At 44.8% G+C, this 13,042-nt stretch carries 12 protein-coding genes; 9 read left to right on the top strand and 3 right to left on the bottom strand.

Annotation, left to right across the window (positions count from 1 at the left end; translation table 11 throughout):
• Window positions 1-139: 139 nt before the first annotated feature.
• Window positions 140-568 (bottom strand): HIT domain-containing protein, encoded by a 429-nt coding sequence (locus tag ACED42_RS11330; protein WP_004734200.1) that lies wholly within the window; start codon window positions 566-568, stop codon window positions 140-142.
• Window positions 569-837: 269 nt separating this feature from the next.
• Window positions 838-2,571: an arginine--tRNA ligase gene (argS, locus tag ACED42_RS11325; protein WP_009847308.1), complete on the bottom strand. Its 1,734-nt coding sequence runs from the start codon at window positions 2,569-2,571 to the stop codon at window positions 838-840.
• 349 nt (window positions 2,572-2,920) lie between these two features.
• On the opposite strand from argS, the gene ACED42_RS11320 reads away from it, so the two are divergent.
• Complete coding sequence (locus tag ACED42_RS11320) at window positions 2,921-3,517, top strand: VOC family protein (RefSeq protein ID WP_371702604.1); 597 nt, start codon at window positions 2,921-2,923, stop codon at window positions 3,515-3,517.
• Window positions 3,518-3,814: 297 nt separating this feature from the next.
• On the opposite strand, the gene purU is transcribed toward ACED42_RS11320, so the two are convergent.
• Window positions 3,815-4,648: a formyltetrahydrofolate deformylase gene (gene purU, locus ACED42_RS11315; protein WP_012604522.1), complete on the bottom strand. Its 834-nt coding sequence runs from the start codon at window positions 4,646-4,648 to the stop codon at window positions 3,815-3,817.
• A 300-nt stretch (window positions 4,649-4,948) separates the two neighbouring features.
• Between purU and ACED42_RS11310 the strand changes: the two genes are divergently transcribed.
• From ACED42_RS11310 to rnd, 8 genes are all read left to right on the top strand, one after another.
• Window positions 4,949-5,149, top strand: a complete 201-nt coding sequence (locus ACED42_RS11310) for a hypothetical protein (protein WP_009847305.1) — start codon at window positions 4,949-4,951, stop codon at window positions 5,147-5,149.
• A 150-nt stretch (window positions 5,150-5,299) separates the two neighbouring features.
• A complete protein-coding gene (locus ACED42_RS11305; RefSeq protein WP_012604520.1) occupies window positions 5,300-7,228 on the top strand; it encodes an ATP-dependent DNA helicase in 1,929 nt (642 codons plus the stop codon).
• Window positions 7,229-7,286: 58 nt separating this feature from the next.
• Window positions 7,287-7,988 (top strand): tRNA (adenosine(37)-N6)-threonylcarbamoyltransferase complex dimerization subunit type 1 TsaB, encoded by a 702-nt coding sequence (gene tsaB, locus ACED42_RS11300; protein ID WP_371702602.1) that lies wholly within the window; start codon window positions 7,287-7,289, stop codon window positions 7,986-7,988.
• A gap of 93 nt (window positions 7,989-8,081) precedes the next feature.
• Complete coding sequence (locus ACED42_RS11295) at window positions 8,082-8,387, top strand: hypothetical protein (RefSeq protein WP_009847302.1); 306 nt, start codon at window positions 8,082-8,084, stop codon at window positions 8,385-8,387.
• 39 nt (window positions 8,388-8,426) lie between these two features.
• Window positions 8,427-8,987 (top strand): Slp family lipoprotein, encoded by a 561-nt coding sequence (locus ACED42_RS11290; RefSeq protein WP_009847301.1) that lies wholly within the window; start codon window positions 8,427-8,429, stop codon window positions 8,985-8,987.
• A 47-nt stretch (window positions 8,988-9,034) separates the two neighbouring features.
• Entirely contained in the window at window positions 9,035-9,886 is an 852-nt protein-coding gene (locus ACED42_RS11285) for an alpha/beta fold hydrolase (RefSeq protein WP_371702599.1), read from the top strand.
• Between the two features lie 106 nt (window positions 9,887-9,992).
• Window positions 9,993-11,687, top strand: a complete 1,695-nt coding sequence (gene fadD, locus ACED42_RS11280) for a long-chain-fatty-acid--CoA ligase FadD (RefSeq protein ID WP_371702597.1) — start codon at window positions 9,993-9,995, stop codon at window positions 11,685-11,687.
• 144 nt (window positions 11,688-11,831) lie between these two features.
• Window positions 11,832-12,950: a ribonuclease D gene (rnd, locus tag ACED42_RS11275; protein ID WP_371702595.1), complete on the top strand. Its 1,119-nt coding sequence runs from the start codon at window positions 11,832-11,834 to the stop codon at window positions 12,948-12,950.
• Window positions 12,951-13,042: the final 92 nt, after the last annotated feature.

The following is a 13,042-nucleotide window of genomic DNA, read 5'->3' as shown; positions in this document are numbered from 1 at the left end:
TACTACCGTTTTTGTTTTAAGTTCCCGCTAATCCGCGATGAACCTAAAAAAAGCCGCTCACCTATTTTAGGTGAGCGGTTTTTTGTTATGTATCTTTTCTGAACTGTCTTGTTTTAAAGCTCAATGAGACTAACTCAAATTACGCTTTCTTGAAGATAGAACTCAGCGACAAAACGTTTTGGATACGAGTATGGATTGCGGCTTGTTCTTCTTCACTACGTTGTTCACCTTTGGTATTTCCCCATACCGGGCCTGGCCATGCGATGTCATCTTTGAAACGTGCAATATGGTGAATGTGCAGTTGTGGCACCATGTTACCTAGCGCGCCTAGGTTTAATTTGTCTGGTTGGAATGTCGCTTCTAATGCTTGGCTTACCGCTTGAGACTCAAGTAAGAACTGCTGTTGTTCTTTCATTGGTAGATGGTGCAACTCTTTTAGGTTGGCGCGTTTGGGTACCAAGATAACCCAAGGCACTGCACTGTCTTTGCTTAGCAGCGCCAAGCTTAGTGGAAATTCGCCGATAAGCGTGGTGTCTTTTGCTAACTGTGGGTGAAGTTCAAAGCTCATTATTATTATCCATTTCGATTTCTTGAAGTCATACCAATCACAGTAAGTAAATGATCAGAAATAGCGCAGGAAAAAGGTTTGAGAACAAGGCAGATTCTTTTGATAAGTAGTTACTCTACAATCAAAAATTCTAACGCAGTTATCGAGCGTTTTAACCAGCTAGGATGATTAGTTATTTACTACGATTGGTATCAGTATACGTTAGATAAAACAAAAGGTTGATGCTCTCACATCAACCTTTGTATTTATTCATTGTAACCCGAAGGGAATTACATACGCTCTAGAGTTTCGATGCCTAGAAGCGACAGGCCTTGCTTGATAGTCTTAGCTGTCAGTGCAGCAAGCTTCAGGCGGCTCTGTTTAACGGTTTCATCTTCAGCCACAAGGATAGGGCATGCTTCGTAGAAGCTAGAGAATTGACCAGCAAGTTCGAACAGGTAGCTACACATGATGTGTGGTTGACCTTCACGAGCAACAGACTGTACCGCTTCTTCAAATTGTAGAAGTTTCGCGATAAGGGCTTTCTCTTTCTCTTCAGTGATTTTGATTTCACCTTCTAGAGAGTCCATAGAAATGCCTGCTTTAGCAAAGATTGAAGCGACACGAGTGTATGCGTACTGCATGTACGGTGCTGTGTTGCCTTCAAATGCCAGCATGTTTTCCCAGTCGAACACGTAATCAGTGGTACGGTGCTTAGAAAGGTCTGCGTATTTAACTGCTGCCATTGCTACTGTGTTCGCAATGGTTTTCTTCTCGTCTTCTGCTAGCTCAGGGTTTTTAGATTCAATCAGCTGAGTTGCACGTACTTCTGCTTCGTCCAGAAGGTCAGCAAGACGCACTGTACCGCCAGCACGAGTTTTAAATGGCTTGCCATCTTTACCTAGCATCATGCCGAACGCGTGGTGCTCAAGAGATACAGACTCAGGAACATAACCCGCTTTACGAACGATAGTCCAAGCTTGCATTAGATGTTGGTGCTGACGAGAGTCGATGAAGTAAAGTACGCGGTCTGCGCCCAGTTCTTCAAAACGGTATTTAGCACATGCAATATCGGTGGTGGTGTACAGGAAGCCACCGTCACGTTTTTGCACGATAACGCCCATAGGGTCGCCATCTTTGTTTTTGTATTCGTCTAGGAATACAACTTGTGCGCCGTCAGACTCTTTTGCTAGACCTTGTGTTTGTAGGTCAGAAACGATGTTTGAAAGCATATGGTTGTACATACTTTCACCCATCACATCATCACGTGTCAGTGATACGTTCAGGCGATCGTAGTTACGTTGGTTTTGAACCATGGTTACGTCAACCAGCTTTTTCCACATTTCAGCACAGTATGCGTCGCCACCTTGCAGTTTCACTACGTAGCCACGAGCTTTCACTGCGAATTCTTCGTCTTCGTCGTAAAGCTTTTTAGATTCACGGTAGAACTGTTCAAGATCTGACAGTTCCATTGAAACTTCACCAGTTTCAGCTTGGATGCGCTCAAGGTTTGCGATAAGCATACCGAATTGAGTACCCCAGTCACCAATGTGGTTAGCACGGATAACTTTGTGACCTAAGAACTCAAGTGTACGAACAACAGCATCACCGATGATCGTTGAACGTAAGTGGCCTACGTGCATTTCTTTTGCAACGTTTGGAGCTGAGTAGTCAGCAACAATCGTTTGTGCTTCTGCGGCTGAAACACCAAGGCGAGAGTCAGCAAGCGCTGCGTCTGCTTGTTGTGCCAGGAACGTTTCATCTAGGAAGATGTTTAGGAAACCTGGACCTGCGATTTCAACTTTAGAAGCGATACCGTCTAGGTTTAGAACGTCCAATACTTTTTGAGCAAATTCTCGAGGGTTAGTGCCTAGTCGTTTAGCAACACCCATAATGCCGTTTGCTTGGTAGTCACCAAATTGTGGTTTTGCAGATTGACGGACAGCCGCAGGAGAGCCTGCAGGTGCGCCAGCGGCTTCTAGAGCCTGAGATACTTTGTCATTAATCAGTGCTTGGATATTCACACGCGTTTCCTTCAATTCAAGGATGAATAAGAGTAGCCGTTATTTCGTGGGCATTAAATTTGGCTAATTATGCTTCTAGTTAACGATTTAATGCTGAAATGAACAACAGACTCTGTTTAAGTTCACAAAAATGGCGTTAATCATACCAATTTTGTGGGCTTTCTTATAGGTCGAATTGATAGAAAATTAACATTTCCTGAGGGGTTTTTGACAATCAACTTTGACCAAGCCAAGTTTGTCTATTTAGGAAAGTAAGACACGGTACTTTTTGAGTGTTTTTTGTCAAAGCAGCGCTTGTTGCTGGAAGTAAAACTGATACCATGCTGCCATTATTTGGAGAACATAGACAATGACGATGAGCCTGAAGCAAGCAGAACTAGAACCACAACAAATGATTGCACGCCTTGATACGTTTATGACGAAAATTGAGAACCTCGGAAATGTGCTGGGTTTGGATTTAAGCTTTGCTCAAGCGGATCATATTGCATTAAGAATCAATGAAACTGAGCTTGCGAAATCAGCACATCAAGCATGGTCTGAATACGGCTCTACGATTTCAGAAGCGATGATCAATGGTCGTCCCATTGTGGTGTTGGCTTTCGATAAACCATTGCAAAGCCTTGGTTGGAAGATTGAATGTTTAGAGCTTCCATACCCAGCTGAAGGCAAGATTTACCCGAGCCAAGATTGGGAGCATGTAGAGTTTGTGATTCCGTCTCACGCTCAAACGGCCGATGAGTACCTAGCAGACCTTAAAGAGACTTACCCGCAGTTCGCTGCTAAGTTTGAAAATTTGGCAGATCAAGGCGTTAAGATAAAACTCTCTAGCCCGAAAGGTGAGGGGGAACGTTTGAATAATCCAACGGTTGCATTCAAGCATCAAGGGATTTGCATTAAGCTGCATCCACACTCTTTGAAGAAGATTGTTGAGTCAGAACAGGCCTAATTTGATTGGATAGTTGCTGGGAATAGATTCCTGAACTCACCAAGGCTCGTCGGAATGACGGGCTGTTTGATGGTGTTTGCTGGAGTCTACCTTTAGATGCTGACAGTCTGAGTGTTCGAGGGCGCATGTTAGAGCCTATAGTTATAAGATTCATCACCGAGTTCGTCATTCCCGTAGTCGGAAATCTCATAAATCTATTCAGATCATCAGATACAAAAAACGCGCAATGGATTAACCCTATTGCGCGTTTTTTATTGGGTTTTAACTGGAAGTCTTACCGGAAATCGAACCTCCGACCTACAGAATCACGGTCTTGTTGCCGTAAACAAACACATGATCGTTGATCACTTTGTTTAAAGCCTTGCTCAACACGTTCTTCTCTACGTCACGACCCGCTTGAGCCATGTCTTTTGCGCTGAAGTTGTGATCCACTGGGATAACATCTTGCTTGATGATTGGACCTTCATCGAGATCGTTTGTCACAAAGTGTGCCGTTGCACCAATGATCTTCACACCGCGCTCGTAAGCTTGCTGGTATGGCTTAGCACCAATGAATGCAGGCAAGAAACTGTGGTGAATGTTGATGATTTTGTGGTTGTACTTCTCAACAAACCCCGGCGTCAGCACTCGCATGTATTTAGCAAGCACTAGATAGTCCGCCTCATACTGGTCAATGACTTCCAACATCTTCTTCTCATGCTCTTCACGGTTTAATCCTTCGTGAGAAACATGGTGGTAAGGGATATCAAAACGCTCGGTTAGGCTTTGCAGTGTATCGTAGTTACCAACTACTGCCGCAATATCAACATCTAAACTGCCATCGAAGTTCTTCATCAGAATATCGCCAAGGCAGTGTGCTTCTTTAGTTACCAGAATCACAACACGCTTACGAGATGAATCAACCAGCTTACGTTTTGTGTTTTCTGGCAGGGCTTGGTCTAAATCGGCGAGTAAGGTTTCGTCATTGAAGTAGCCCTCTAGCTCGGTGCGCATAAAGAAGTGGCCACTTGTGTTATCAACGAACTCATTATTGTGAATAATATTGAGTTGGTGCTTATAACAAATGTTGGTGATCTTTGAGATGAGGCCAGGGGCGTCAGTACAATGTGTTAATAAAGTTTTTCTTTCCATTTGCGTCTTACTTCCATGAATGTTGCACTTATTATATGAAATCGGGATTCTTCAAAATTTAATGCAGGCCGTCGAACGGTGAACTGAGCCGCAGTATCACCGTTATAATTAATCTATTATCAAGTTGGTTTCAACAAATTCTGCTGCTCATTTATCGCATCGATAAATTGTTTTATATAGAAATATCAGTTTTTCGATAGAAAAAAAGGCAGAAGCTTCATTTTTCAAGTTTTGACCGTAGTACGCATTTGAACTTCAACCGAGGCATTGACGCTTTGGCCAAAAATAGAGGTGATACTTATGGATAAAGAGTTACTAGCAAAAAAACTGTACTGCAAACGAGTGAATTCATTAGCGGGAAGTACAGAGTTAGATGGTAATGTTCTAGATGAAATGTGGGAAAGTAAAACCTCACCAACCGATGCAGTGAAAGCCATGCAGCCTTGCGATAATCATTTTGAAGGCGCCCCTTGGTTGTCGCGTTATCTCAGCCGAAAATAATAACGATTCTATGATTTTTATTTCTTCAATTCTTACCTTCTAGGTAGCTTAACCCGAACCAAACACCTCCGGTGCGAAGTCATTCTTGATTCGCGCCGGCTCACTAAACCTGCCATAATTCGCCTTCTATTTTTCTAAACTTCGTACTCTATGATATCTAAAACGTTTTCTGCTGATGGTGCTTTGGGTAAAGCGATCCCTGGGTTCCAACCTCGACAAGCTCAGCTAGACATGGCTGAAGCGGTTTCACAGGCTATTGAACAACAGAGCCAATTGGTCGTTGAAGCGGGAACGGGAACAGGTAAGACGTTTGCTTATCTAGTGCCAGCACTGCTGAGTGGTAAGAAAACGATCATCAGTACGGGGTCTAAAAACCTTCAAGAACAGCTGTTTCACCGAGATTTACCATTGATGGTCGATGCGCTTGGTTTTTATGGTCAGGTTGCGTTACTCAAAGGCCGTTCAAACTATTTGTGCTTGGACAGGCTCAGTCGTCAAATGATCGAGAGCCATGGCACTCACACCGATCCAACGCTGTTAGCTCAGTTGGTGAAAGTGCGCAGCTGGTCGTCAGCGACTCAAACTGGCGATTTAGGTGACTGTGATGATATTGCTGAAGATAGCCCGGTCATTCCAACCATTACCTCGACTAACGACAACTGCTTAGGCAAAGAGTGTCCAAGCTACACCGATTGCTTTGTGCTGAAGGCGCGTAAAAAAGCGATGGATTCTGATGTTGTTGTAGTGAACCACCACTTGTTCCTCGCGGATTTAGCGATCAAAGAAACCGGGTTTGGTGAGCTGATACCTGAAGCCGATGTGTTTATCTTCGATGAAGCGCACCAACTTCCCGATATCGCTAGCCAATACTTCGGACAATCGGTTTCCAGCCGACAGATCCAAGAGCTAGCCAAGGACATTGAAATTGCTTACCGAACTGAAGCCAAAGACATGCGCCAACTGCAGAAAGTAGGGGATAGGCTCGTTCAATCGTCAGCCGATCTACGCATTGTGCTTGGCGATACGGGCTTTCGCGGTAACTGGCGTGAAGCATTGAAGTCAGAGTCGATTGCGAGAGAGCTAGTTCGCTTACAAGATGCGTTGCAACTGGCCGTTGATGTATTGAAATTAGCATTGGGTCGAAGCCAGTTGTTAGACACGGCTTTTGAACGCGCCACTATGATCAAGTCGCGCATTGAACGTGTATGTGACGTGTCGATTACTGGTTATTCGTATTGGTATGACACCACGCCACGACACTTTGCTTTGCACATCACGCCACTCTCAGTCGCCGACAAATTCCATGAGCAGATTGAGCTAAAACCGGGTGCTTGGGTGTTTACCTCTGCAACTTTGGCGGTGTCGGACGATTTCGATCATTTTACTTCTCGATTAGGACTAAAGCCGTCGGCACAGTTTTCACTACCGAGCCCGTTTGATTACCCAAATCAGGCGCGTTTGTGTGTGCCTCGCTATCTACCAGAGCCGAATAGCCCGGGCTTAGCGGACAAGCTAGTAAGAATGCTGACCCCTGTGATTGAGCAAAACCAAGGTCGCTGTTTCTTTTTATGTACCTCACACAGCATGATGAAAGAGTTGGGGGAACGATTCCGTGAAACGCTCTCGGTTCCCGTTCTGCTACAAGGTGAGACAAGTAAGCAAAAAACCTTAGCCGAATTCATGGAATTAGGTAACGCATTGCTGGTGGCCACTGGTGCCTTCTGGGAAGGTATAGATGTTAGGGGCGACGCATTAAGCTGTGTTATCATCGATAAATTGCCCTTTACCGCCCCAGACGACCCGTTACTTAAGGCTCGAATCGAGGACTGTAAGTTAAAAGGGGGTGATCCTTTTGCACAAGTACAATTGCCAGACGCAGTGATTACCTTGAAACAAGGTGTCGGTCGATTGATACGTGATAAGCGCGATAATGGCGCTTTGATTATCTGCGACAACCGATTGGTGACTCGCGATTACGGTGGCATATTTTTGGCGAGTTTACCGCCTATCCCACGTACTCGTGACTTAGGGGTCATTAAAGAATTCTTAGCTAAAGACCATTCAACCGCTGCTGAGTAATTGGCATTGTTGAGCTTAGCCATTATTTTAGATTAGATAACGAATATTTGAGACACAAATGAGCGCGAAAATTCTTGCAGTAGATACCGCAACTGAAAACTGTTCAGTTGCACTAGTAATTGGTGACCAGGTGTTCGCACGTAGCGAAGAGGCACCTCGAGACCATACGAAAAAAATTCTACCTATGGTTGATGAAGTACTGAAAGAAGCGAATGTTGCTTTAACCGATATCGACGCGATCGCGTTTGGCCAAGGCCCGGGCAGTTTCACGGGTGTACGTATTGGCATTGGTATTGCTCAAGGCTTAGCTTTTGGTGCTGATTTGCCGATGATCGGTGTGTCTACACTGGCAGCGATGGCGCAAGGCAGCTACCGTAAATTTGGCGAAACTCATGTTGCAACAGCAATTGATGCTCGCATGAGTGAAGTTTACTGGGCTCGTTACAGCCGTGAAGATAATGGTCGTTGGACTGCGGTCGATGCGGAATGTGTGACGCCTCCAGGTGAGTTGGCTGAACAGCTTGAAGCGGACTCCAACACATGGGCGAAAGTAGGCACAGGTTGGGAAGCATATGCAGAGCACATGGACACACTAGCGATCAACACCAAAGTGTGTGAAGTGCTATTCCCAGAAGCTCAAGACATGGCGTTCCTTGCTCAATTTGCTTATGCTGAAGGCAAAGCGGTTGCAGCTGAAGAGTCTGAGCCGGTTTACCTACGTGATAAAGTGACTTGGAAAAAACTGCCTGGTCGCGAGTAAATACGTATTATTTTGGCTCTGCAGTTTATTTTGTAGAGCCGTTATTAAAATTAGATACACAATCATTAAAATCAGGTAATAAATTCTTTAAGCATGGTTTCAATCAACGGCTTACCTCCTTCTTCGATAGGCAATACATCTAAAACCAATCGAACCAACAAAAAGAATGAGGTAAAAAAAGGCGATGCAAAGACCTCTGTTGGTCAGCCAACTAAGGTCGCGAATGCTGTCTCGCATTCTATTCGCCAGGTCAAAGAATCTGAAATTCACAAGGCTCAGATTCAATATGATCTTCCAGAAGGGCGCGGACGACGTGCGATGGAGGAGTATATGGATGTGATGAATCAAGCTAAAAAAGAGGAACTTGCGAAGCTAATTGGGGTCGATATTTATATCTAGCTTTGTGTTTTCATTTATCCTGCTCTAAGGAGCTGCATTATGTATTCTCTCATATCTAAATCTCGCTTATTTTTCCTTGTCGCTTTCTCTACGATGGTGATGGGGTGCTCCTCTTTACCTAAAGAACTTAATGCAAACTCAGAACAGGTGGTAACTGACTACCAAGAGTGGGTAAACACACTACCGGATGCCGGTGATGTTCGTTTGGGTGGCGTGATTGCTAAAGTCACTAATCTGAAAGATAAAACGCGTGTTGAAGTGGTGAACTTACCTATCTCTAGTAGTGGTAAGCCTGATATTGATGCCGAACCAAAAGGACGTTTTGTTGGTTACATTGACGGCTATGTTGAACCATTGAGCTTTGCTGAGGGTCGTTTAGTTACTTTAGTTGGTACATCAAATAGCACTGAAGACGGTATGGTTGGTGAATACCCTTACACTTTCCCAGTCATGAATGTCTACAATCAACGTTTATGGCAGATCACTGAAAGAGTGGTCATTAATGACTTTGCGCCAACTTACTACTCTTGCCGCAGTTTACATTGTCGCAGCTTTCAAACCATGCCTAAGTCAGGGCGTGTGATTCAAGATGTGCAATAGTCGAACCTTAACTCGACATACCCAATGACAGGGACACCATACTATCAATGATTGAACAGTCATATTCCCTTGCGAGCGGGACACTTGCAACACAACAGATTGGCAACCCACAAACGACCGTAACGACGGTCGTTTTTATTCATGGCTGGCTAGACAATTCCGCAAGTTTTACTCAGGTCATGCAGCAAGTCTCTAAGCTTTCTCCAGATACTCACTTGGTTGCGATCGATCTTTTTGGGCACGGTTTCTCGTCGCATAAGTCGGGGAGTTACTACCCATTTCACGACTATATTGATGATTTACACCGGCTAGTGACCAAATTATCGCCAAACAGACTGGTGCTGGTAGGACATTCACTTGGTGCATTGATAGCAAGTTGCTATAGTGCCGCCTTTCCTGAAAATGTGTCAGGATTAATTCAAATTGAAGGTCACGGACCTCTTTCTGAAGCTCCCCACGAAACAGTCTCTCGCTTGAGGGATGGGGTACTTAGTCGTCTTCGACAGCGAAGAAAGCCTTCACGTCCTCTGGCAAGCCTTGAGGATGCTATTAAGCTGAGAGCTTACGCCAACCAAATTAATGCTGAATTAATCGCTCCTATTGTTGAGCGAGGTATTGTCGAGTTTGAGAACTCTTGGCAATGGCGATGCGACCCTAATCTAAAATGTGACTCGTTATATCGAATGTCACAGGCGCACGCTGAAGCGATCATGGCGGCTATTGAATGCCCTCAATTAATAATCCTAGGGAATGATGGATACCGACATTTGCAGCATAATCGCTACAAATCAGCGCATAGTCCTCTAAATATAGAGACGATTCCTGGCGGACATCATTGTCATTTAGAGAGCCCAGAGCTAGTTTCAGAGCTAATTCTTGGTGTAGTTAACAAAATTTAAACAAGTGTTTGAGCCTTTTAGTGCTCATGCACTAAAGCTGTGCTGTAATACCGCAATGATAAAAAGCGGCGAAGCAGTCGTCAGCTGATAAACGAGGAGTAACATCGTGGATAAACCTTGGCTTTCACGTTATCCAAGTGACGTACCAGAAACGATCAACCCAGATCAGTACCAATCTCTCATTGAAATGTTTGAACAGTCGGTACAGAAGTTCGCCGACCAACCTGCATTCGAGAACATGGGATCGATTATGACATTCCGTAAGCTTGAAGAGCGCAGTCGTGCTTTTGCTGCTTACTTGCAGAATGATCTAAAACTGAAGAAAGGCGATCGTGTCGCGCTGATGATGCCAAACTTGCTGCAATACCCAATTGCACTGTTTGGTGTGCTGCGTGCAGGTATGATTGCTGTGAACGTCAACCCACTGTACACGCCTCGCGAACTTGAACACCAACTGAATGACTCTGGTGCAAAGGCGATTGTTATCGTTTCTAACTTTGCGAGCACACTAGAGAAAGTCGTTGATAAAACTCCGGTTAAACACGTTGTACTCACTAGCCTTGGGCAAATGTTGCCACGAGCGAAAGGTACGATTGTCGACTTCGTAGTGAAATACGTGAAAGGGATGGTGCCTAAGTACGATCTACCGGGTGCCATTTCATTCAGAAAGGCACTTTACAAAGGCCGTCGTCTTCAATATGTGAAGCCGTTTATGGCGGGTGATGACATCGCATTCCTACAGTACACAGGTGGTACAACGGGTGTAGCGAAGGGCGCAATTCTAACGCACCGCAATATGATTGCGAACGTACTTCAAGCGAAAGGGGCATACAGCCCTGTGCTACAAGAAGGCCGTGAATTGGTGGTAACGGCATTGCCGCTTTACCATGTATTTGCACTGACAGTGAACTGCTTACTGTTTGTTGAGATGGGTGGCCGTAACCTTTTGATTACTAACCCTCGTGACATTCCTGGCTTTATTAAAGAACTACAAAAAATTCCGTTTACCGCGATTACTGGCGTAAACACCTTGTTCAATGCGCTAGTGAATAACGAAGATTTCCACGAGTTGGATTTCAGTAACATGCGTCTGTCTGTTGGCGGCGGTATGGCGGTTCAACGCGCTGTTGCTGAGCAATGGAAGAAAGCGACAGGTGTCCACCTACTTGAAGGCTATGGTTTAACTGAATGTGCTCCTTTGGTCACAGGTAACCCATACGATTTGAAAGACTATACGGGTGCAATCGGCCTGCCAGTACCATCAACAGAAGTTCGTATTGTTGATGATGAAGGTAAAGTGGTTGGCAATGACCAAGTGGGTGAATTGCAGGTCCGTGGTCCTCAAGTGATGCAAGGTTACTGGCAGCGTCCAGAAGCGACCAAAGAAGTGATCGATCAAGACGGTTGGTTATCGACAGGTGACATCGTTAAGTTTGATGACGAAGGCTTGTTGTACATCGTTGACCGTAAGAAAGACATGATTCTAGTGTCGGGCTTCAACGTTTACCCGAACGAGATTGAAGATGTAGTGGCTCTACACGGCAAAGTGTTAGAAGTTGCGGCTATCGGCCAACCTCATGAAGTGTCAGGTGAACTGGTTAAGATTTACGTTGTGAAACGTGACCCGAGCCTAACCAAAGAAGACATTATCGCGCACTGTCGTGAGCACCTAACGGGCTACAAGATCCCTAAATTGATTGAGTTCCGTGAAGAACTACCAAAAACCAATGTAGGTAAGATCTTACGCCGAGTGCTTCGTGAAGAGAACGATGCTGAGCTTGCTAAACGCGCAAGCGAGTAACGAGCTCATTTACGAGAAGATGATGCACCATAAGCCATAGCAGCGCTTAATCTAAGCGAGCGCTGAAAAATGGTGTTAGAATGCCGACAGTTAATGTCGGCATTTTTGTATCCGGCGATCAAAGTAAAATCAGTGAGAGTTTTTGTGGATTATCAAATCATTACCCAAGTGAAAGACCTTGAGCGAGTTTGCCAACAAGCACGTGAAGCCGATGTTGTTATGCTTGATACAGAGTTCGTTCGTACAAGAACCTATTACCCTCAATTAGGCTTAATTCAGTTATTTGATGGTGAAACGCTGTCACTGATTGATCCTATTGCTCTTGATGAAATGACCCCGTTTGTTGGGCTGTTGAAAGACACTTCAGTGCTCAAAGTTTTGCACGCGTGTGGCGAAGATCTAGAAGTGTTCCAGAACGCATTTGGCTGTACGCCAACGCCAATGGTTGATACGCAGATCATGGCAGCCTTCTTAGGTCATGGTCTTTCAACTGGCTTTGCAGCTCTCGTTTCAGAGTTTGTAGGCGTTGACCTAGATAAGAGTGAATCTCGCACCGACTGGCTAGCGCGTCCGCTTTCTCAAAAACAACTCGACTACGCAGCAGCAGACGTTCACTACTTGATGCCAATGTACAACAAGCTTCTAGAAAAAGTGATGGAAGCGGGCTGGTGGGAAGCGGCACAGCAAGAGTCTGATTTACAAGTGGCTAAGCGCATCCGTAAAGCAAACCCAGATAACGCTTACCTTGATATTAAAGGCGCGTGGCAGCTAAAGCCTCAACAGTTAGCGATCTTACGACCTTTAGCAACTTGGCGTCTAAAAGAAGCAATCAAGCGCGATTTAGCGCTGAACTTTGTCTTTAAAGAGCAAGACTTATGGGCAGTAGCGCGTTTCGCGATGAAAGACCCTAAGCACATGGAGCAAGAAGGTTTTGATTACCGCTCTGTACGTCGCCATGGCGCTAAAATCAGTTCAATCGTTAAGTTAGCTGAGCATACGCCAGAAGAAGAATACCCAGCGCCAGTAGAGCGTCTAATGGACTACCCAGGTTACAAGCAACTCTTCAAAGTGTTGAAAGATGAAGTGAAAACAGCATCGCAACACAGTGGTTTAGCGACTGAGTTTTTGGCGTCGAAGAAGCAACTTAATCAAGTGTTAAGCTGGATTTGGAAGTACGATCGTAATCCTGAAAATCTGCCAGATGTTATGCAAGGTTGGCGTTTAGATGTGGTTGGCGAGAAGCTAAATAAAGCGATCAAATAACCAACGACTGCAATGACATTTCGATGATTCAAAGAAAAGCGACCTAATTAAGGTCGCTTTTTTATTTGGTAAAATTTAGCTAGCTACTCGGC

Origin of the sequence: Vibrio sp. FF145 (assembly GCF_041439075.1) — a bacterium.
GTDB classification, from domain to species: Bacteria; Pseudomonadota; Gammaproteobacteria; order Enterobacterales; family Vibrionaceae; genus Vibrio; species Vibrio tasmaniensis_A.
Note: the sequence above shows the minus strand (reverse complement) of the source record. Positions and strands in the feature narration are given on the sequence as shown.